Origin of the sequence: Herbiconiux liangxiaofengii, from assembly GCF_041927335.1 — a bacterium.
Lineage (GTDB): Bacteria > Actinomycetota > Actinomycetes > Actinomycetales > Microbacteriaceae > Herbiconiux > Herbiconiux liangxiaofengii.
In genome coordinates this window covers 55,362-73,795 of record NZ_JBHFHD010000010.1, presented here as the reverse complement: position 1 = coordinate 73,795, position 18,434 = coordinate 55,362, and the positions used below count along the sequence as shown (strand labels likewise).

Genomic DNA, 18,434 nt, shown 5'->3' with positions numbered 1-18,434 from the left:
GCCATGGCATTCGACATCGACAAATACACCGAGACCTCCACCAAGGTCGCGTGGCAAGACCTCGACTTCTCCGATTTCCGCACGAACCCGCTGCCGGAGGGCACCCTCCGGAGCCTCCGTTACATGTGCGACATCGAGTACCACACGGTCTGCTACCTGCGCGACATGCTGGTCACCCCCTCGCACAAAGACGAGGACGTCACCGCATTCATGACCATGTGGAACCGCGAGGAGTTCTGGCACGGTGAGGCCCTCGCGGCCGTGCTCGCCGAGCACGACGTGATCGTCGACTTCGACGAGCTGAAGGCCACCCGCCTCAAGCTCGGCTGGAAGGACCGCCTCGACCCCGTGAAGCAGTCGCTGCTCGGCAACATCGTCGGTTCGGGCTTCATCGCCGTGCACATGGTGTGGGGCGCCGCCAACGAGTGGTCGGCCGTAGCCGCGTACAACCGCCTCGCCGACATGGAGAAGCACCCCGTGCTCGCCGAGCTGCTGCGCCGGATCGCGAAGCAGGAGGCCCGCCACGTGGCCTTCTACGCCACGCAAGCCCGGGAGCGACTCGGCAAGAGCAAGAAGGCCCAGGTGCTCGCGCGCTTCGCCCTGAAGAACTTCTGGGGCCCCGTGGGCTCGGGCGTGATGAGCGACGACGAGGTGAAGCACGTGATGGGCCACCTCATGGGCGGGCCGGAGGGCCGCCGGGAGGCAGCCAAGATCGACGCCCACATCGCCCGCATGCCGGGGCTGGACGGTCTGACGATCGTGCAGGACGCGCTCGATGCCCGGGGCGTCGCCGCCTGACGCGGACCAACGCCATGAAGTTCACCACCACGATCCTCGCCAGCGGAACGAACAACACCGGCATCCCGGTGCCGGAGAGCGTGGTGGAGGCGCTCGATCACGGCAGGCGCATCCCCGTGGTGGTGACGCTCGGCGGGCACAGCTACCGCAGCAGCATCGTGTTCTACACGGGCCGGTTCCTGATCGCGCTGAGCGCCGAGAACCGGGCCGCGTCGGGCGTGGGGGCGGGTGACACCGTCGAGGTCGAGGTGGAGCTCGACGAGGCTCCGCGCGAGGTCGAGATCCCCGAGGCCCTGGCCGCCGCGCTGGCGACGGAGTCGGATGCCGCGTCGGCGTTCGCGGCGCTGTCGTACTCGAACAAACGTCGCATCGTGCTGTCGATCACGGATGCGAAGACCGACGCCACCCGCGATCGTCGCGTCGCGAAGGCGGTCGACGAGCTGCTGGCCTGAGCCCGGTCGCCGCAGGATCAGCGGGCCGGCGTCAGCGGGCCAGGGTCAGCGGGCCGGCGTCAGCGCGCCCGGGTCAGCGGCGCTGCGTCGAGAGCAGCGAGAAGGCGATGAACAGCGACCCCGACACGCAGAGGATGCCGGCGAAGAAGACCCAGGCGTTGGCGAGGGTGCCGAACAGGAACATGCCCAGGAGGAAGAGCAGAATGGCTCCGATGGCTGCGAGCACGTTCATCCGGGGTGTCCTCCTCTTTCCGTTTGCTCCTCAATACTAGAGGGTGTGATGACGACGGACGGATCGGTGCGGGGCTCCGACGGCCTCGCCCGGCCCGTGTGGGCCTCGGTCGACCCGCTGCTCCAGCAGTACTACGACACCGAGTGGGGCATGCCGGTGCGCGACGAGCGCGGGTTGTTCGAGCGCCTCAGTCTCGAGGCCTTCCAGTCGGGTCTGTCGTGGGCCACGATCCTGCGGAAGCGGCCCGCGTTCCGCCAGGCCTTCGACGACTTCGATCCGGATGCCGTGGCCGGGTTCGGCGACGACGACATCGCGCGCCTGCTTCTGGACGCCGGCATCATCCGCAACCGGGCCAAGATCGTGGCGACCATCGGCAACGCCCGCGCCACCCTGCGACTGCGCGACGACCCGGAGGTGAGCGGCGGCCTCGCGGGCCTGATCTGGTCGTTCCGGCCGGCGGAGACACCGCGTCCGCGCACGATGGCCGAGGTTCCGACGGTGAGCCCGGAGTCGACCGCCCTGGCGACCGCGCTGCGGGCCAAGGGCTTCCGCTTCGTGGGCCCCACCACGATGCACGCGCTGATGGAGGCCGTGGGGATCATCGACACGCACCTGATGGACAGCCACCGGCGGGGGTCGTCCGGGGTGTGGCCGAACTGAGGGTGCGGGAGCGGCGACGCTGTTCTCGACCGGGCCACCCTGGGACCTCGCGCATCCGCCGGTCTTCTGCTTCGCTGGGGTGATGAGCGAGAACGAGACCACCGAGGTCGTCCCCCAGCCCGAGCAGAACCGCTATGCCCTCGTGGTCGACGGCCGGGAGGTGGGTTTCACCGAGTACCTCGACCGCGGCGATCACCGCGTGTTCGTGCACACCGAGGTCGACCCGGCCGAGGAGGGGCACGGCTACGGCAGCACCCTCATCTCGGGCGCGCTCGAGCAGGTGCGCGCCGCGAGCCTGCGGGCGGCGGCCACCTGCCCGTTCGTGGTGCGGTACCTCGAGAAGCACCGGGAGTTCGACGACATCGTCGACCCGGTGTCGATCGAGCTGCGCGCGTCGCTCTAGACGCTCAGCACCGACAGGATGTTGCCCGACGGGTCGCGGAACCAGGCGATGTCGGGCCCGCGCCCGGCCGCCTGGCCCCGCATCACACCGCGGTCGTCCTGCGGCATCCCGTCGTAGCGCTCGATCGCCACGCCGGCGGCCTCGAGCTCGTCGACCGCGGCATCGATGTCGGCGACCTCGAGGTTCAGCACGGTGAACGCCGCCGGCTCGTGATCGGGCTTGGGGTAGGCGATGACGTGGGCGCCGCCCGGCAGCTCCAGATCCAGGATGCCCATGGCGTTGATCGTGGCGACGAGACCCAGGGCGGTGCCGTAGAAGGCCCTCGCCTCCTCGACGTCGCGCACGCTGAATCCGCTGTAGCCGCGGGAGATGGTGAGCATCGGAGCCGCCCTTCGTTCGGTGATTTCCATGATGCTCGCGCGCGGCGCCCTAGGCCAGCACCTCGTCGAGGAACGATCGCAGGGCCTGCCAGCTCCGCGCATCCGCCACCGGCCGGTAGTTCGGGATCTCGGGGAGCGTGAACGCGTGCGGGGCGCCGCTGTAGGTCACCACCTGCCAGTCGAGGTCGGGCGACTGCCGGAGCTCGTTCTCGAACGCCAGCACCGCCTCGTCGGGCACCACCGGGTCGGCGCCGCCCGTGAGCACCAGGATCGGTGCCTGGATGCGGTCGACGTCGGCGGGCTCGTGGGCGATCAGGGCGCCGTGGAAGCTCACCACCCCGGCGATCGGGGCACCGGTGCGCACGAACTCGAGCGCGGCCGAGCCGCCGAAGCAGTAGCCGATCACGACGACACGGCCCGGGTCGACACGCTCGTCGGCGAGCAGCACCTCGTACGCCGCCTGCACGCGGCGCCGCAGCAGGGCCAGGTCGCCGTAGTATTTTCCGGCTTCGACGGGGGCGTCGTCGCCAAGGGGGCGCACGCCCGCGCCGTAGAGGTCGGCGGCGAAGGCCACGAAGCCCAGCCGTGCGAGCATCTCGGCGCGCACGCGGGTGTACTCCTGCTCCCCCGTCCAGTCGTGCAGCACGAGCACGGCCGGGAGGGGCCCCTCCAGTGCCGCGTTCCAGACCAGGTGGCCGTCCATCGGCGCACCCGACTCGTCGTAGGCGACGCGCTGCGACTCGATGCGCGCGTCCTCGGGCAGCGGAACGGAGTCGAGCAGGGCCTGATGCAGGGGGCTGTAGGTCGTCATGCGTCTGGTCTAGCAGACCTGGATGCGGTGGAGCCCGAATCCCCCGGATCGGGCTGTCGCCCCTCAGGTGAGCGCGTGGCGGCCCACCCGCGCGCGGAGGTCTTTGCGCAGGATCTTGCCCGAGGTCGACTTCGGGATCGCCTCGATGAACTCCACCAGCCGCACCTTCTCGTGCGGGGCGACGCGCTCCTGCACCCAGCTCATCACCACCGCCTCGTCGAGCCCGGAGTCGGGCCGGCGCACCACGAACGCCTTCGGAACCTCCTGGCCGTCGTCGTCGGGCACCCCCACCACTGCGGCGTCGACGACGAGCGGATGCGCGAGCAGCACCGCCTCGAGCACCGCCGGCGCCACCTGGTAGCCCTTGTACTTGATCAGCTCCTTCAGGCGGTCGACGATCATGTACACCCCCGCCGAGTCGACCGTGGCGATGTCTCCGGTGTGCAGCCAGCCGTCGGGCTCGATCGTGCGCGCGGTGGCCTCGTCGTCGTGCAGGTAGCCGCGCATCACCTGGGGGCCCCGGATGAGGAGCTCCCCGGGAGCGCTGCGCCCGGCATCCGGAACCGCGATCTCGGCGCCGGTTTCGGGATCGACCAGGCGGCACTCGGTGTTCGGCACCGCGAGGCCGATCGACGACAGATCGATCTCGGGGCCCTCGAGCGGGATCACGTGGGTGACGGGGCTCGTCTCGGTCATGCCGTAGCCCTGCCGCACCTGGCAGCCGATGCGGTCGGCCACCGCCCGGGCGAGCTCGCGATCCAGCGGCGCCGCCCCCGAGAACACCACCTTCACGCCCGACAGGTCGAACTCGTCGACGAGCGGATGCTTGGCCAGCGCCACCGCGATCGGCGGCGCGATGAACACCCAGGTGCAGGCGTGCTGACTGACCGTGCGGAGGAACTCGGCCAGGTCGAACTTGGGCATCGTGACCAGCGACGCGCGCTGCAGCAGTGCATAGTCCAGCAGCACCGACATGCCGTAGATGTGGAAGAACGGCAGAACCGCGAGCGCCCGGTCGTCGCGGTGCAGCGGGATGACCTCCCGGCACTGCAGGATGTTCGCCACGAGATTGCGGTGGGTGAGCATGACGCCCTTGGGGTGACCGGTGGTGCCCGAGGAGTACGGCAGCACCGCGAGGTGGGTGGCGGGGTCGAACGACACCTCGGGCGGGGCGGCGCGCTCGAACAGCAGGTCGCGGAGCGACGGATGGCCGGGGGCGCCGTCGATCACCACGAGGTGCTCGGCGTCGATGCCGACCGCCTCGGCCGCCGTCGAGGCCTGTGCATACAGCGGCGAGACGGTGAACAGCCAGGTCGCGTCGGCGCTCCGCAGCTGGTTCTCGATCTCGGCCGGGGTGTAGAGGGAGTTGATGGTGGTCGCCGTGCCGCCGGCCCGCAGCACCCCGTGGAACACGGTGGCGAAGGCGGGCACATTCGGGCACAGGATGCCGACCCGGTCGCCGACGGCGAGCCCTCGGGCGGCGAGCGCTCCGGCCACGGCGTCGATCTGGGCGATGAGCGCCCGGTAGCTGGTCTCGTCGCCCGACGGGCCGTCGATCAGCGCGACCCGGTCGAGGTCGGCGTCGTCGAGGTCGTGGAACAGGGCGTCGTAGACGCTCAGGTCGGGGATCTCGACGTCGGGGTAGGACGAACGGGTCATCAGCTATCTCCTTCGATAGTCGTTGGCCTATTTGACTACCGGAGGCGAGGTTCTGGCAAGCAGGCGGCGTAGCGTGGTTCGGATGAAGGCTGTACTGATCGACCGTCCGGGCGACGCCTCGGTGCTCTCCCTCTCCACCGTCGATGCTCCTCGGCCCGGGCCGGGCCAGGTGCTGATCGATGTGGTGGCGGCGGGGGTGAACCGCGCCGACGTCGCCCAGCGGCAGGGGTACTACCCGCCGCCGCCCGGGGCGCCGGAGTGGCCGGGGCTCGAGGTGTCGGGCGTGGTGGCGGGGTTCGGCCCCGTCGGCGGGCCGGATGCGCACGACCGGCCGGATGCGCATGGCGGGCCGGATGCGCACGACCGGTTCGGCGGGTTCTCCGTCGGCGACCGGGTGTGCGCGCTGCTCGGGGGCGGCGGCTACGCCGAGCAGGTCGCGGTCGACGTGGGGCACGTGCTGCCGGTGCCCGACTCCGTCGACCTGGTCGACGCCGCCGGCCTGCCCGAGGTCGTGGCGACCGTGTGGTCGAACGTGTTCGAGCTGGCGGGACTGCGTGCGGGCGAGACGCTGCTCGTGCACGGCGGATCGAGCGGCATCGGCACGATGGCCATCCAGTTGGGGCGGGCCTTCGGTGCGCGGGTGGCCGCGACCGCGCGGTCGGCCGAGAAGCTCGAGGCGTGCCGTGAGCTCGGCGCCGACATCCTGATCGACTACACGCGCGAGGACTTCGTCGAGCGCATCCGGGCCGAGACCGGCGGCGCCGACGTGGTGCTCGACGTGGTGGGCGGCGACTACCTCGACCGCAACGTGGCCGCCCTGGCGGTGGGCGGGCGCATCGCCAACATCTCGAGCTCTGGCGGGCCGGCGCAGCTCGACCTCGGCGCGTTGATGGCGAAGCGCGGCACCATCCGTTCCACCAGCCTGCGGGCGCGGCCGAGCACCGAGAAGTCGGCGCTCATCGCGGGCGTGCGCGAACACGTCTGGCCGCTCGTGGCCGACGGCCGGGTGGTGCCCGTGATCGGCGCCCGTTTCGCGCTGGGCGATGCCGGGCAGGCGCACCGGCTGATGGAGTCGTCGGCCCACGTGGGCAAGATCCTGCTGGTCGTCTGAGGCGAGCGGCCGGCCACTCGTGCCGGTGCTCTCGCGGCGCGGCGACCGGCCGCACACCACGGGCTGCTCAGGCCAGACGGATGCCGTTCTGCAGGCGGGTGCGCAGCTCGAACACGCGGTCGATGCTCTGCCGCTCGGCACCGCCCGACCAGCCGCCCCGGCCGCCACCGCCCGGCAGGCCGTTGCGCAGCAGCTGCGGCAGCAGCGACCGGCGCACCACCACCGTCCCGGCGAGCCGGCCGCGCTCGACCGTCTCGACCGGCTCGGCGAGTGCCGCATCCGGAACCACCATCACCAGCGCGGTGAACTTCACGCCGATCGAGCGCCCGAGCGACTTGGCGGCCCGGTACAGCTCGTGCAGCGGCTCGTCGTCGGGGTGCACCGTCTCTCCGACGAGGTCGTCTTTGCGCAGCCGCACCTCGGCACCCCAGTCTTCGGACTGGATGGCGTAGAGGCCGCTGGGCCCGAGCACCACGTGGTCGATGGTCTCGGGCACGCTGCCGGCGGAGCGGCCCGAGAGCACGTTGTTCCAGATGGTGTAGCCGATGCCCAAGGTCGACACGAGGCCGGCCGTCGACTCCTCGGCGATGGCCTTGGCCAGCCAGCCGCGGATCTCGCGCGGGGCGCTGCGCACGAGCGCCGGGTCGTACGGATCGTCGATGGTGACGCCGCGGCCCACCCACTCGCGCAGGAGGCTCAGGTAGCGCTCGCGCTCCTGACCGCCCGGATGTCCGTAGCTGCGGGCCTTGACGCTCGAACCCGCAGAACGGCCGGTCGCCCGGCCACCCGTCGCCGGGCCGAAGCCAGCACCGGGGGTCGACGCCGAACCCGTGGTGCCCGCCGCGTGCGCACTGCTGCCTGAGGCGCCGTGCGAGGAACCCCGGTCGTAGGCGGAGCGGTCGTCGGGCGTGCCCACCAGTTCCCAGGCGCGCTGCACGGCCACGAAGCGGGCGGAGTCGCCGCCGGTGTCGGGATGCGTCTCCCGCAGCAGGCGACGGTAGGCCTTCTTCAGCTCGTCGTGCGCGGCACCGGGGTCGACGCCCAGCACCTCGTAGGGGCTACGAGCGAGAGGACTGTCGGACACCCGTTCACGATACCGGGCGTTCGCAGGGTGTTCGCCGAGTGCCGGCCGAGCGGCGCCCGGATTCAGCCCTTGTCGGTCACGCGCAGCACGAGCACCGGGCAGGGCGCCGAGAGCAGCACGTCGTGGCTCACCGAGCCGAGCAGGAACCGGCCGATGCCGTGCCGGCCGTGGCTGCCCACCACGAGCAGGGCGGCGTCGGCCGCCGCGGTGACGAGCGCGGCCGCGGGCGCGGCGAGCACCACGTCGGTGGCGACGGCGACGGATGCGGCCGGTGCGTCGACGCCGGTCGCATCCGGGCCGGTCGCCCCGGTTCCGGCCACGTCCGCCGCCACCTGGCGCGCGACGTCCTGTGCGCGCTCCTCCAGGGCGTCGTACAGGTCGGAGCCGTCGGTGAAGTCGGGTTGCACGAGGGGCGGCAGCGTCCACGCGGTGAGGATGCGCAGGGGTTCGCCGAGGCGCTCGGCCTCCACCAGCGCGGTGCGGGCCAGGCGCACCGACGAGGGGCCGCCGTCGACGCCCACCACGACGCCATGGCGGCGCCCGGCGGGCAGATCGGGGATGACGGCCACCGGAACCGTGGCCGAGGCCGCGACCCGCAGGCTCACCGCGCTCGTGGTGAGCCGCTCGTAGAGGTCTTTGCGGTAGCTGCCCACCACCAGCAGGCTCGCGCCGATGGCCTCGGCCTCGGCCACGAGCACCGAGACGGGGTTGCCTGACAGCACCTTCGACGACACGGTCACGTGCGGAGCCTTCGAGTCGGCGTGGAACGCCGCCCCCGCCAGCACCACCTCGCCCTTGGCGTGCAGCAGCGGCGCGGCGGTGAACGCCTCGGAGTCCCACGAGGTGTCGGCCACGAAGAGCACCTCCACGTCGCAGCCGGTCGCCTCGGCGCGGCGGAGCGCCCAGTCGAGGGCGGTCTGAGCGGCGGGCGACCCGTCGAATCCGACGAGGATGGATGCGGTCATGAGCGGCTCCTTCGATGCGGGCCCGCCCCGCGGGCCGTGGGCCCAGTCTGGCAGCCCGGTCGTGCGCCCGTCAGCCCGTGATGTCGACGCGCGAGATCAGGTCACCGTCGAGTACGAAAGCCATCGTGCCGCGGCCGTTGTAGCCGCCGCCGGTCACCTGCACCGACACGGCGTGCACGCCGTTGTGCTCGGTGACGCCCTCGACGGTGAACCGGCTGCCCACCCCCATGTTGTCGCTCTCGTTCCAGGCGGCGACACCCTCTCGCCCGGTGAAGGTGTGACCCCAGTCGTCGAGCACGGCATCCGGGGCGAAGGCGGCCAGGAAGCGGTCGCGGTCGTCGGCGTTGCTCGCGTCGAAGAAGGCGGCGATGGCGGGCGGGAGGCGGTCGGCATCGGTCATGCGGCCAGTGTCGCGCGCGAACCCTGGTGTCGGATGAGAGCTGGAGGGGTGTCGCTGCGGAATACCTCCGCCGCGCATCCGGTTGACTAGGTTCATACATTCGCATGCAAAAGGACAGGATGGGCGACCGGATGGCTCAGCTTCAACTCGGACTCGACACCTTCGGAGACGTGACCGCGACCGCTGACGGAACGCTGCTGCCCGCGGCGCAGGTGCTGCGCAACCTCGTGGACCAGGCGGTGCTCGCCGACGAGGTGGGCGTGGACTTCATCGGTTTCGGGGAGCACCACCGCGACGACTTCGCGGTGTCGGCGCCCGAGGTCGCTCTGGCCGCCGTGGCGGCGCGCACCTCGCGCATCCACCTCGGGTCGGCGGTGACGGTGCTCTCGTCGGACGACCCCGTGCGCGTGTTCCAGCGGTTCTCGACCCTCGACGCCCTCTCGAACGGGCGCGCCGAGGTGATCCTCGGGCGCGGCTCGTTCACGGAGTCGTTCCCGCTGTTCGGCTTCGAGCTGGCCGACTACGAGCGGCTGTTCGAGGAGAAGCTCGACCTGTTCGCCGCCGTGCGCTCGGGGCAGCCGGTGACCTGGGAGGGCACGACGCGGGCGCCGCTGAAGGGCCAGCAGGTCTACCCGCAGCTGGAGAGCGGACTGCTGAAGACGTGGGTGGGCGTGGGCGGCAGCCCGGAGTCGGTGGTGCGCGCGGCGCGGTACGGATTCGGGCTGATGCTCGCCGTGATCGGCGGCGACCCGGCCCGGTTCGCGCCCTTCGTCGACCTCTACCACCGGGCGCTCGACCAGTTCGAGCTCGAGCAGCAGCCCGTGGGCGTGCACTCCCCCGGGCACATCGCCGCCACCGACGAGGAAGCCCGCGAACAGCTCTGGCCGCACTACCAGTCGCAGATGAACCGCATCGGCCGCGAGCGCGGCTGGTCGCCGATGGGGCGGGCGCACTTCGAGCAGGAGGCGGGGCCCAACGGGTCGCTCTACGTGGGGTCGCCGGAGACGGTGGCACAGAAGATCGCCGCGGCCGTGCGCGTGATGGGGGTCGACCGCTTCGACCTCAAGTACGGCAACGGGCCGCTATCGCACGAGAACCTCATGACGAGCATCGAGCTCTACGGCACGCAGGTCATCCCGCGCGTGCGCGAGCTGCTCGCCTGAGGCGCTTCCGGCCCTCTCGGCCGTGAGTCGCGCCCTGATGTTGCTCTGCGGGCTGAGTCGCGCCTTGTAGTCGCAGGATGGCGCGACTCAGCCGAGGTCGGCGGGAGTTACGCGAGCTGCTCGCGGGCGAGGAGGGAGCGCTTGACGGGCACGCCCCAGGCGAAGCCACCGAGGCTGCCGTCGCTGCGGAGCACCCGGTGGCACGGCACGAACAGCGCCACGGCATTTCGGGCGCAGGCGCTGGCGGCGGCACGCACGGCGGTGGGCCGGCCGAGGTGGGCGGCGAACTGCTGGTAGCTCAGCGGATGGCCCGGCTCGATCGTGCGCAGCGCCCGCCAGCCGGCGTGGTGGAAGTCTCCCCCCGTCTGCACGACCTCGACGGTGTCGATCGCGGCGAGGTCGCCTTCGTAGTACGCGTGTGCCGCCTCGGCTGCAGCGGTGCGGCCACCGGCGAGGTCGGATGCTGCCGGGCGGATGCGCGGGGCGAGTCGGGCGAGCAGGGCGTCGGGGCTGTCGGTCCAGCCCGAGGCGAGCACGCGGCCGTCGTCGTCGGCGATCAGGCCGAAGGGGCCGTCGGGGGTGTCGATGAACTGGATGACGGCGGTCATGGGGTCTCCTGGTGGGTGTCTGACGGGGCGGGTGAGTCGGGGGCCGGCGTCGGCGCGGCAACGACGGAAGAACCACCCGCATCCGGGGAACGACGGAGTCTGCGCGGCGTGTCGGCCCGGATCTCCGTCGTTCGCGACGCGGACGCGCGGGGACGGCGGCCGGGCGGGGAGGGACGGGAGGGACGGGAGGGACGGGACGGCGGGGCCGCCGCCGACCAGAGGTGGAGGCTGAGGTAGGTGCGCCAGGGGGCGAAGGGGGCCGCCCAGGCCGCCAGGTCGCGCGGGGTGTCGGGTAGGCCGAGGCGGCGGGCACCCGTGCGCAGGGCGACGTCGCCGGTGGGGAGCACGTCGGGGTTCTTGAGCACGCGCATGGCCACGTATGAGGCCGTCCAGTCGCCGATTCCCGGCAGGGCGACCAGCCGGCGGCGTTGCTCGGCCGCGTCGTCGCCGAACGAGAGCTCGAGCTCACCCGACGCCAGCAGGTCGGCGACCCTGACGACGGTGGCGGTCTTCGCCCTCGGGCCGGTGAGCACGCCGTCGGCGTGGGCCGCGATCTGCGCCGGGGTCGGGAACAGCAGCGTGGGCGCCTGGGGCGCGATGGGGCCGCCGGGGTGCTGGGCGGCGCGCCCGGCGGGCGACGCGGGGTCGGCGTCGGCGGGGTCGGCGTCGGCGGGTTCGGCGGCGGCGGGGGCGGCGGGGTCGGCGGCGGCATCCGGGGTCGAGGGGGCCGTGGGGGTGTGGGCGGGCGGGAACGGGGAGCCCGCCGCCAGGGTGAGGCGGTGCAGCAGGGTACGCGCGGCCACCACGGTGATCTGCTGGCCCACGATGGCGCGGAACAGCATCTCCGCAGGGTCGACCGCACCCGGCATCCGGATTCCGGGCGTCGCCCGCACCCTCGACGCGAGCGGCTCCCCCGCGGCGGCCAGGGCCTCGTCGACGGCCACCGGGTCGGCGTCGAGGTCGAACAGACGACGGATGCGCGAGACCAGCGCGGGCAGGTCGCTCAGCACGGCGAGGTGCGCGTCGAGGAGCACCCGCCCGGTGCCGCCGGGCGGGGCGGACGGGGCGCCGGCGGGGCGGCGCACCGTGAACCAGGCCGGGCCGCCCGGCAGTGCGATCGAGCGGGTGTACGAGTCGTGGCGGCCGGCGGCGTCGACGCCGAGGTGCTCCACTCCGGGGATGGCCCGGAGCGCCAGCCACGTGAACACTCCGTCGAGGTCGAGGGGCTCCCGGTACGGCAGCGCCAGCGTGATCGAGCCCGGAGCCGCCGACCCGTGCCGCGACTGGCGGTCTCGGATGGCGGTGGGGGTGAGCTGGAACACCTCCGCCACCGTGTCGTTGAACTGCCGCACGCTCGAGAACCCCGCCGCGAAGGCGATGTCGCTCATCGGCAGATCGGTCGACGTCAGCAGCGTGCGCGCCGTCTGGGCCCGGTGCGCCCGCGACAGCGCGAGCGGACCGGCACCGAGCTCTTCGGTGAGTACCCGGGTGAGGTGCCGCGGTGAGTAGCCGAGGCGGCGGGCGAGCCCCTCGACCCCTTCGCGCTCGACCAGCCCGTCGGCGATCAGGCGCATGGCCCGGCCGGCTAAGTCGTCGCGCAGGTTCCAGGCGGGGGTGCCTGGCACCGCTTCGGGTAGGCATCGTTTGCAGGCCCGGTAGCCGGCCTCGTGCGCCGCCGCGCTGGTCTCGTAGAAGGTGACGTTCGACGGTTTCGGGGTGCGCGCGGGGCAGCTCGGGCGGCAGTAGATGCCGGTGGAACTCACGGCGGTGATGAACTGGCCGTCGAAACGGCGGTCGCGGGACTGGATGATGCGGTACCGCTCGTCGAAGTCCATGGCACTGAGTCTGACACGGGCATCCGGGGTCTTCTAGCGGAAATCGGACACGGGAGTGGCGGCGGCGAACGGATGCGCCGAGCAGTCGCGCCCGGCTTCGCCCGAGCGGCCCCGCTCGCCCTGTGCGGTGTCGGCCGTGCGTCGTAGGGTCGGCTCATGGCGCACTCGATCGTTCCCCCGTACCTGCTCTCGCGCATCGCCCAGACCGAGGCGGAGGGCCTGCAGAACGCGGCACGGGCAGCGCGCCGTTCGCTGCTCGCCGATCCTCCGCTGCGCGCGGAGCGACGCCGCGAAGCCCTGGTGCCGCCGGTGCCTGGCCTGCCCGTGGCGGCCGCCGATGCCGCCCCCGACCGCACAGTCTTCGACGCGAAGGGCACCGAGACCCTGCCGGGTGCGCGCGTGCGCGGCGAGACGGATGCGCCGACCGGCGACGTGGCCGTGAACGAGGCGTTCGACGGGCTCGGCGCCACGCACGCCCTGCTCGCGGACGCCTTCGGGCGCGACTCGATCGACGGGCGCGGGCTGCCCCTCCTGGCCACCGTGCACTACGGCGTCGACTACGACAACGCCTTCTGGGACGGGGAGCGCATGGTGTTCGGCGACGGAGACGGCGAGGTGTTCGGCCGCTTCACGGCGTCGCTGTCGGTGATCGGGCACGAGCTGGCCCACGGGGTGACGCAGTACACCGCCGCGCTGGAGTACGAGGGGCAGTCGGGGGCGTTGAACGAGTCGTTCAGCGACGTGGTCGGCGCGCTCGTGGAGCAGCACCAGCGCGGGCAGACGGCGGGCGAGGCGAGCTGGCTGATCGGCGAGGGGCTATTCACGTCGGCGGTGGAGGGCCGGGCGCTGCGGTCGATGATCGAACCCGGCACCGCGTACGACGACGACGTGCTCGGCACAGACCCGCAGCCGGCGTCGATGGCCGACTACGTCGACACCGCCGACGACAACGGCGGAGTGCACCTGAACTCGGGCATCCCGAACCGGGCGTTCGCGCTGGCGGCGATCGAGCTGGGCGGGTTCGCCTGGGAGCGGGCCGGGCAGGTGTGGTTCGATGCGATCACCGGCGGGCTGTCGCCGCGGGCCGACTTCGCGGCCTTCGCCGACGCGACCGTGGAGGCGGCCCGCTCGCGCTTCGGAGACGACTCGGCGGAGGCCGCCGCGATCGCCTCGGCATGGGTTACCGTGGGCGTGAGGAGTGATGAGCGAGCGGCCTGACGACGACACGATGCCCCCGGCGGACGCCCGGGGAGGCGCCCTCGAGGGTGCACCGGCGGTGGCCGGAGGCGCTCCGGACAACGGCACCGGGGGCGCGCCCACGACGCCGCGGGAGCTGCGCATCACGGTGGCCCGCTCCGGCGGAGTAGGTGGGCTGGCGCCGCGCTGGAGCGTGGAGGCCTCCGAGGCGAGCGACGTCGACTCGTGGTGGTCGCTCGTGGAGTCGTGCCCGTGGGACGCACCCGACGAGGGCGACGAGCCCGCGGCATCCGGAGCGGACCGCTTCGTCTACACGATCCGCGTGCTCGTGGACTCCCCCGCCGACACCCCGCCGCTCGAACGCGACGCCCGCCTTCCCGAGCAGCACCTCACGCCCCCCTGGCGCACCCTCATCGACCGCGTCAAGCACTCCTCCCGCCCTTGACCGCAGCCTCCCGCCCCGCGAGCCGAAGGCAAAGCGGGAGCCGAAGGCGAGGCGCCCTCCCCGAGGCGTGCTGATCGCCGCTCGGCACTGCGAGCCGCAAGGCGGAGGGCAAAGGTCGCACTCCCGTGCGGCCGCCGCCCGACAACGCCGCGGATCGCAGCGCCGAGGGGCGATCAGCGATCAGCCGAAGACGCCGTTGACATAGTCGTAGGTGCGGGGATCGATCGGGCTCGAGAACATGGCGTCGGTGGCGCCGTGCTCGACGATGTGCCCGGGCTGCCCCTGCGAGGCGAGGAAGAACGCGCACTGCGTCGAGACCCGCTGCGCCTGCTGCATGTTGTGCGTGACGATCACGATGGTGACGTCGTTCACGAGCTCCAGCATGGTCTCTTCGATCACGCGGGTGGAGGTGGGGTCCAGGGCCGAGCAGGGCTCGTCCATCAGCAGCACCTTGGGGGTCACCGCGAGGGAACGTGCGATGCACAGGCGCTGCTGCTGGCCGCCGGAGAGTCCGCCGCCGGGAGCACGCAGACGGTCGCGCACCTCTTTCCAGAGCCCGGCCTTCATCAGGCACGACTCCACGAGGTAGTCCTTGCGGTCGCGGTCGGCCTTGGCGCCGGTGAGCTTGAGGCCGGCCAGCACGTTGTCGTAGATCGACATCGCCGGGAACGGGTTGGGCTTCTGGAACACCATGCCGATGCTCTTGCGGGCGTCGACGAGCTTGCGGGCGGGGTCGTAGATGTCTTCGCCGTCGATCAGCACCTCACCGGCGAGACTGGCCGAGGGAATGAGCTCGTGCATCCGGTTCAGGATGCGCAGGAAGGTCGACTTGCCGCATCCCGACGGCCCGATCAGCGAGGTGATCACCCCGGCCGGCATGGTGAGCGACACCCGGTCGAGCACCTGGTGGTCGCCGAACCAGGCGGTGATGTTGCGCGCGTCGAGCTCGGCCAGGGGCGGGCGTTCGTCATGCAGCTGCTGTTCGAAGCTGAGGGCGGAGCCGGCACCCGACACCACGTGCTGCACGGCAGGGGGCGCGTAGCGGGTCGACGGCTGCAGGGCGAGGGGCATGCCGGAGTCGGGGTGCGTGGCCACCGCGGGCGGCGCGACAGCGGCGGCTCCCGCGGCGGGCGGCGACCAGTCGCGGGGGCCGGGGGCCTTGCCCTTCATGATCTGCCGCTGCTCCTTGCGGCTGAGCGGCGGGAGGACCGTGGTGATGTCGTCGGTGGGTGCGGTGGTGTCGTTGTCAGACATGGCGTCTCATTCCAGCGTTCAGAGCAGATTCGGGAGCAGCAGGTCGATCTGGTCGGCGACGACCAGCCCCGCCAGGAACATCACGGGCACGAAGACGACCCACATCTTCTGCGCCCCCACCCGCCGATAGGCCCAGACGGCCGCGATCTCGGCGAGCACGAAGAACTGCAGCGCGAACACCAGCGCCCACACCTGGGTGGTGTCGGTGGCGAGCTCGCGGTCCTGCGGCGGGAGCAGCGTGTAGGTCGACTGGCGCTGGCCGGCGGGCTGGGTGGTGGAGGTGAGCTCGGCGTCGACCCAGACCGTGCCGGTGGGCATGAACGCCGGCCCGCGGGCGGTCACCAGGATGAGCCGGCTTTCCCCCGCCTTCGGGCTCGGCGGGGCCAGGTCGCCGGCGTAACGCACGCCGATGACGGAGAACTCCTGAACGCCCTGCCCGGTGAGCACCGAGAACGTCTGGCCCGGTGCCAGCTCCTGGACGCGGCTGAACGGCCCGCCGTACGACGCCGCCCGGGCCATCACCACGCTGACCCCGGACTGCCCGGGCAGCACGGTGTCGCGGCGGTGGCCGGGCCCGGTCTTCGTGTCGCCCGACGACGTGCCCTCGACCACGACCTCGTTCACCCCGATGGACGGGATCTGGATGATGGCGACCGGAGACCCGTCGGGGAGCAGGGTGTCGTCATACGCACCCTCGCTGACGGGTGCGGTGCCCGCGGCGAGCTGGGCCCGGTAGGTGTCGGTGAGCTGCTGCTGCGACACCGCGTGCTGCAGGTGACTGAGCACCATGAGGTTCACGACGAACGCGAACAGCAACGCGGCCACGAGCATCAGGGCGCTGCGCGCGAGGATCTGCTGCGCGGTCATCGGCGCGAGGGGTTGCATCGAGCGCGGCATCCGCTTGGGCATGCGGGGAGGCTTCGAGGGCCGCGGAGGTCGGGCCGAGGACGGGGGCATCAGCGGTGCGGGCGGGATGCCGACACCGGGCTGCTCGACCGGGGCCGTGGGAGCCTCGGGCGCGGCTTCGACCACGGGCGCGGTCACGCGGTCGACCCCGAGAGCGCCTCGGCGGGCACGGTCTCCCGAGCGGCGGAGCCGGAGCGCACGAGCCGCACCACCGCGTAGGCCAGCCCGCCGAGAGCCCCGAGCGCGAGCAGGAACCACGGCGGCAGCACCACGAACACATCGCGGGTGAGCGGTGTGAGCGCCACCCCGTCGACCGTCTCGGGCGGCGTGAGGGTCATGTGCGCGGTGGCGAAGGTCCACTGCCCCACTCCGCTGATCGTGGCGTCGACCACCCGCGACTCGTCGGGCTTCAGTCCCGCCACGTCGACCGTCTCGCCCGAGCCGATCTCGCCGCCGAACGCGTTCGACACCCAGAACCGCGCCGAGCTGTCCACCGCGGCACTGGAGACGTTGCGCACCGTGAAGTGCACGTGCAGATCACCGCTCAGCGGATCGATCGAGGGCGAGTACCCCGTGCCCAGCCCGCTGATGTACAGGATGCCGCCGAGGCTCTGCTCGTCGTCTCCCACGGGCGGGGTCGACACCGGCCCGGTGACGACCACGTCGCCGTTGATCGACGTGGTGGTGGTGGTCTTCGTGGTCGTCGCGGAGCCGGCGGCCGGCGGCGCGGTGGTCGCGGCCCCGGTGCCGGCGCCCACCTGCACGGTGAGGTTGGTGTCGTCGGACGAGGGTCCGTCGGCGGCGACGGCGGCACCTCCCCCGGCCAGGGCGCCGAGGAACGCGAGCGCAGCGCCGGAGGCGATCATCCGGGACAGGGCCGCCCTCACTGCGCGGCGTCCGAACCCACGGGCACCGACTCGTCGCGGGCCTTCCGGCGCGCCTCGGCCTCGGTGTAGGCGATCCAGTCGCGGGCGGTCTTCTCGTCGCGCGCCCGCCGGATGCGGAGGAACCCGAACACGGCGGCGGCGATCACGACCAGTACGAGGAGCACCCACGGAACAGCGAGCGTGACGGTGTCGCGCTTCACCTCGACGAGCGCACCGGGGTCGAGGGCGTCCGCGCCCACGGTCGGCTGCATGGCGATGGAGGGGTTGAGGTAGCCCCACTGGCCCACCCCGTCGACGGTCATCGTGATGGTGCGGGTGCTGCCGGGCAGCATCTCGCCGAGCTCCTGCCGGCTCTGCTCGCCCGCACCGATGCCGAAGTAGGTGTTCACCCCGGCCACCATGTTCGCGCCCAGAGCCACGTTGCCGCTGTTTTTCACCGTGAAGGTGATGGTGGCGCGGCCGTCGAGCGGGTTGAAGTCGCTGTCGTAGTCGGCGGCGATGCTGGAGATCGTGAGCGCCGGCTGGAGGTCTCCGGGAACGCGCACGTAGAGCCGGGTGGCCACCCGGCGGTCGACGAGGATCTGGCCCTCGGGGGTCGTGACCGAGATGACGAGGCCGGCCGCGTGGTCGCCGGGGGCGGCATCCGCGGGCACCGAGATGCTGAACGGGATGACCTGCGAGGCCCCGGGGTCGAGCGGGATGTCGAGCACGGTCGCGCCCTGGTCGAAGCTGACCCAGCCGCCCGCGCCGGAGGGGGTGGCGCCGGTGTCGAGGAGGCCGTACGACCCGTCGTCGGTGTTGTAGGCATCGGTGGCGAAGACCTTCATCACCTGGGGGGTGCTGCCGGTGTTCTTCACGACGTAGTAATCCTGGAGCTGCTGGCCAGGACCGACCTGGTAACTGAACCGGCTGCGGCCATCCGGACCGGTGTCGCTCGAGGGCGAGCCCGAGATGCCGTCGGTGTCGTCGGCGCGAGCGGGCAGCGCGGCAGAGGCCGCGGCGAGGCCGGCGGCCAGGAGGACCCCCAGCAGCACGGTGGTGACGAGACGGCGCACGGGGTGGGCGGCGCTGTTCGGATTCGGGATGACGAGCACAGTTGATTTATCCAGAGGGAGTTGTCGCCGGTACGGCCTCGCGGTGACCGGGATATGAACGGGGGGCGTCACGCGGGAAGGGGGCCGCGA

The 18,434-nt window shown here is 72.1% G+C and carries 21 protein-coding genes; 8 read left to right on the top strand and 13 right to left on the bottom strand.

The features are described from left to right. Positions 1-3: 3 nt before the first annotated feature. Positions 4-798 (top strand): ferritin-like domain-containing protein, encoded by a 795-nt coding sequence (locus ACEXOR_RS11020; RefSeq protein ID WP_374849685.1) that lies wholly within the window; start codon positions 4-6, stop codon positions 796-798. 14 nt (positions 799-812) lie between these two features. Then, a complete protein-coding gene (locus ACEXOR_RS11015) occupies positions 813-1,250 on the top strand; it encodes a YdeI/OmpD-associated family protein (RefSeq protein WP_374849684.1) in 438 nt (145 codons plus the stop codon). Positions 1,251-1,323: 73 nt separating this feature from the next. Here ACEXOR_RS11015 and ACEXOR_RS11010 read toward each other — a convergent pair whose 3' ends face one another. Beyond that, a complete protein-coding gene (locus ACEXOR_RS11010) occupies positions 1,324-1,482 on the bottom strand; it encodes a hypothetical protein (RefSeq protein WP_374849683.1) in 159 nt (52 codons plus the stop codon). 48 nt (positions 1,483-1,530) lie between these two features. Here ACEXOR_RS11010 and ACEXOR_RS11005 point away from each other — a divergent pair, with 48 nt between their 5' ends. Next, the gene (locus ACEXOR_RS11005; RefSeq protein ID WP_374849682.1) at positions 1,531-2,142 is read left to right on the top strand and encodes a DNA-3-methyladenine glycosylase I; all 612 of its coding nucleotides are present in this window, start codon (positions 1,531-1,533) and stop codon (positions 2,140-2,142) included. A gap of 82 nt (positions 2,143-2,224) precedes the next feature. After that, a complete protein-coding gene (locus tag ACEXOR_RS11000; protein ID WP_374849681.1) occupies positions 2,225-2,545 on the top strand; it encodes a GNAT family N-acetyltransferase in 321 nt (106 codons plus the stop codon). Here ACEXOR_RS11000 and ACEXOR_RS10995 read toward each other — a convergent pair. The 3 genes from ACEXOR_RS10995 to ACEXOR_RS10985 form a co-directional block, all read right to left on the bottom strand. Beyond that, on the bottom strand, positions 2,542-2,925 hold the full coding sequence (locus ACEXOR_RS10995; RefSeq protein ID WP_374849680.1) for a VOC family protein: 384 nt from the start codon (positions 2,923-2,925) through the stop codon (positions 2,542-2,544). The genes ACEXOR_RS11000 and ACEXOR_RS10995 overlap by 4 nt on opposite strands. Before the next feature lie 49 nt (positions 2,926-2,974). Then, on the bottom strand, positions 2,975-3,736 hold the full coding sequence (locus ACEXOR_RS10990; RefSeq protein ID WP_374849679.1) for a dienelactone hydrolase family protein: 762 nt from the start codon (positions 3,734-3,736) through the stop codon (positions 2,975-2,977). Positions 3,737-3,799: 63 nt separating this feature from the next. Then, entirely contained in the window at positions 3,800-5,395 is a 1,596-nt protein-coding gene (locus tag ACEXOR_RS10985) for an AMP-binding protein (RefSeq protein WP_374849678.1), read from the bottom strand. Positions 5,396-5,477: 82 nt separating this feature from the next. Here ACEXOR_RS10985 and ACEXOR_RS10980 point away from each other — a divergent pair, with 82 nt between their 5' ends. Beyond that, complete coding sequence (locus tag ACEXOR_RS10980; protein WP_374849677.1) at positions 5,478-6,506, top strand: NAD(P)H-quinone oxidoreductase; 1,029 nt, start codon at positions 5,478-5,480, stop codon at positions 6,504-6,506. A gap of 67 nt (positions 6,507-6,573) precedes the next feature. Here ACEXOR_RS10980 and ACEXOR_RS10975 read toward each other — a convergent pair whose 3' ends face one another. From ACEXOR_RS10975 to ACEXOR_RS10965, 3 genes are all read right to left on the bottom strand, one after another. After that, positions 6,574-7,590: a DnaJ domain-containing protein gene (locus ACEXOR_RS10975; protein WP_374849676.1), complete on the bottom strand. Its 1,017-nt coding sequence runs from the start codon at positions 7,588-7,590 to the stop codon at positions 6,574-6,576. A 62-nt stretch (positions 7,591-7,652) separates the two neighbouring features. Then, positions 7,653-8,555: a universal stress protein gene (locus tag ACEXOR_RS10970; protein ID WP_374849675.1), complete on the bottom strand. Its 903-nt coding sequence runs from the start codon at positions 8,553-8,555 to the stop codon at positions 7,653-7,655. Positions 8,556-8,625: 70 nt separating this feature from the next. Continuing rightward, positions 8,626-8,955, bottom strand: a complete 330-nt coding sequence (locus tag ACEXOR_RS10965) for a nuclear transport factor 2 family protein (RefSeq protein ID WP_374849674.1) — start codon at positions 8,953-8,955, stop codon at positions 8,626-8,628. A gap of 131 nt (positions 8,956-9,086) precedes the next feature. Between ACEXOR_RS10965 and ACEXOR_RS10960 the strand changes: the two genes are divergently transcribed. Next, positions 9,087-10,118: an LLM class flavin-dependent oxidoreductase gene (locus ACEXOR_RS10960; protein ID WP_374849673.1), complete on the top strand. Its 1,032-nt coding sequence runs from the start codon at positions 9,087-9,089 to the stop codon at positions 10,116-10,118. Positions 10,119-10,225: 107 nt separating this feature from the next. On the opposite strand, the gene ACEXOR_RS10955 is transcribed toward ACEXOR_RS10960, so the two are convergent. After that, positions 10,226-10,726: a methylated-DNA--[protein]-cysteine S-methyltransferase gene (locus ACEXOR_RS10955; RefSeq protein WP_374849672.1), complete on the bottom strand. Its 501-nt coding sequence runs from the start codon at positions 10,724-10,726 to the stop codon at positions 10,226-10,228. Further along, the gene (locus tag ACEXOR_RS10950; protein ID WP_374849671.1) at positions 10,723-12,561 is read right to left on the bottom strand and encodes a DNA-3-methyladenine glycosylase 2 family protein; all 1,839 of its coding nucleotides are present in this window, start codon (positions 12,559-12,561) and stop codon (positions 10,723-10,725) included. The genes ACEXOR_RS10955 and ACEXOR_RS10950 overlap by 4 nt, the downstream gene beginning before the upstream one ends. A 156-nt stretch (positions 12,562-12,717) precedes the next feature. Between ACEXOR_RS10950 and ACEXOR_RS10945 the strand changes: the two genes are divergently transcribed. Together ACEXOR_RS10945 and ACEXOR_RS10940 are read left to right on the top strand one after the other, a co-directional pair. Then, on the top strand, positions 12,718-13,779 hold the full coding sequence (locus ACEXOR_RS10945) for a M4 family metallopeptidase (RefSeq protein WP_374849670.1): 1,062 nt from the start codon (positions 12,718-12,720) through the stop codon (positions 13,777-13,779). Continuing rightward, the gene (locus ACEXOR_RS10940; protein WP_374849669.1) at positions 13,763-14,203 is read left to right on the top strand and encodes a protealysin inhibitor emfourin; all 441 of its coding nucleotides are present in this window, start codon (positions 13,763-13,765) and stop codon (positions 14,201-14,203) included. Before ACEXOR_RS10945 ends, ACEXOR_RS10940 begins: the two co-directional genes overlap by 17 nt. Positions 14,204-14,383: 180 nt before the next feature. Here the strand turns inward: ACEXOR_RS10940 and ACEXOR_RS10935 are convergent, their stop codons facing one another. From ACEXOR_RS10935 to ACEXOR_RS10920, 4 genes are all read right to left on the bottom strand, one after another. Further along, entirely contained in the window at positions 14,384-15,157 is a 774-nt protein-coding gene (locus ACEXOR_RS10935) for a phosphate ABC transporter ATP-binding protein (RefSeq protein WP_374849894.1), read from the bottom strand. Between the two features lie 318 nt (positions 15,158-15,475). After that, positions 15,476-16,501, bottom strand: coding sequence for a sortase (locus tag ACEXOR_RS10930; RefSeq protein ID WP_374849668.1), 1,026 nt, complete (start codon positions 16,499-16,501; stop codon positions 15,476-15,478). After that, positions 16,498-17,250 carry a hypothetical protein gene (locus ACEXOR_RS10925; RefSeq protein WP_374849667.1) on the bottom strand — a complete coding sequence of 251 codons (753 nt, stop codon included), beginning with the start codon at positions 17,248-17,250 and terminating at the stop codon, positions 16,498-16,500. Before ACEXOR_RS10925 ends, ACEXOR_RS10930 begins: the two co-directional genes overlap by 4 nt. Beyond that, on the bottom strand, positions 17,247-18,344 hold the full coding sequence (locus tag ACEXOR_RS10920; protein WP_374849666.1) for a hypothetical protein: 1,098 nt from the start codon (positions 18,342-18,344) through the stop codon (positions 17,247-17,249). The genes ACEXOR_RS10925 and ACEXOR_RS10920 overlap by 4 nt, the downstream gene beginning before the upstream one ends. Between the last annotated feature and the right edge of the window lie 90 nt (positions 18,345-18,434).